This is a genomic window from Erwinia typographi (assembly GCF_000773975.1).
Classification (GTDB): domain Bacteria; phylum Pseudomonadota; class Gammaproteobacteria; order Enterobacterales; family Enterobacteriaceae; genus Erwinia; species Erwinia typographi.
The window spans coordinates 1-1,485 of record NZ_JRUQ01000001.1 but is presented as its reverse complement, the minus strand read 5'-3'; the positions used below and the strand labels follow the sequence as shown (position 1 = coordinate 1,485).

1 protein-coding gene is annotated in these 1,485 nt (G+C 57.4%); it reads left to right on the top strand.

What is annotated here, in order from left to right; all coding sequences use genetic code 11:
• Window positions 1-99: 99 nt before the first annotated feature.
• Window positions 100-1,311, top strand: a complete 1,212-nt coding sequence (locus NG99_RS00005) for an IS91 family transposase (protein WP_034887088.1) — start codon at window positions 100-102, stop codon at window positions 1,309-1,311.
• The last annotated feature ends 174 nt before the right edge of the window (window positions 1,312-1,485 follow it).

Below are 1,485 nucleotides of genomic sequence, written 5' to 3'. Positions count from 1 at the left end.
TCTGTCGTCTGTTCCCCGGCACACCGTGGCAGTATGTTTCGTTCTGCCACTCCTGCCGCCATTTCGATTTGTATGCCACCGAAGCGGATATGCTGGCAGATGCCCCTCACCGCTACTGACGGCTTTCAGCCCCGCCCGCTTAAAACCCTCTTCACTGCCAACCAGTGCTGGACTTCCTTTCTGGAGGCTGGCGACCTGCGTGATATCGAAGTCGAAGCCGTCACCAAAATGCTGGCCTGCGGCACCCGCATCACCGGGGTGAAGGAATATGGCTGTGATAATCCCGGTTGCCACCATGTTAAATACATCACCAACGCCTGTCACAGCAGGGCCTGTCCATCCTGCGGTAAAAAGGCCACCGACCTGTGGATTGCCGCGCAGCTTAACCGGCTGCCGGACTGCGACTGGCAGCATCTGGTCTTTACTCTGCCCGACACCTTCTGGGCCCTGTTTGAAGCCAGTCGCTGGCTGCTTAACGACCTCTGCCGCCTGGCCGTCGACAATCTGCTGTATGCGGCAGGAAAACGCGGGCTGGATATCGGCATTTTCTGCGCCATTCATACGTACGGCCGCCGTCTTAACTGGCATCCCCACGTTCACGTCTCCGTCACCTTCGGCGGTATTGATGAGCACGGAAAGTGGCGAAAAATCAGCTTCCGTAAGGACGTCCTGCGCGCCCGCTGGATGTGGAATGTCCGTCAGCAGCTGCTGGCTGTCTGGTCAGAGGGTATTGCGCTGCCGTCCCCGCTGGCGCACATAACCACTGAATCACAGTGGCGCAGTCTGGTGCTGACCGCCGGTGGCGATTACTGGCACGTGTACATGTCGAAAAAGACGGCAGGTGGCAAAAACACCGTAAGATACCTGGGCCGGTATCTGAAAAAGCCCCCGATAGCCGGTTCCCGGCTGGCGCACTACGCCGGCGGTGCGACGCTGAGCTTCCGCTATCATGACCACAATACGGGAAAGCAGGCTACGGAGAGGCTGACGCAGCATGAGATGGTGGCCCGTCTGAAGCAGCATATCCCGGAGAAGCACTTCCGGATGGTGCGCTATTTTGGTTTTCTTGCCAACCGCGTGTGCGGAGAAAAACTGCCGCAGGTTTACAGAGCGCTGGGGATGGAGAAACCTTCGCCGGTGGTGAAGGTGTGCTACGCGCAGCTGAGTAAGCAGTTCCTGGGCCGCGATCCGTTTGAATGCATCCTGTGCGGTGGGCATCTGTCTTACCGTCGTGCGATCGCGGGTCTGAATGTGCAGGCCCTTAAAGTGCATGCGCGGGATATAAGCCTGATGCGGTACGTGCCGGCCTGACGCAGGGCAGATCTGTCTGTTGCACGGTTATCGTATGTAAAACAGGCATTATCGGTATAAAAAAACACCACCTATCCTGAGCGCAGAGCGTATGTCAGCCCCGGCATTCCGCAATGCTGAAAATTTCACCATCCGGCTCAGGGGTACGGATGGTTTGAATTTCCTATACGTGAA

What these genes read in the sequence shown, in the direction of transcription:
- NG99_RS00005 (WP_034887088.1), top strand. Translation starts at nt 100, where the DNA reads ATGCCCCTCACCGCTACTGACGGCTTTCAGCCCCGCCCGCTTAAAACC.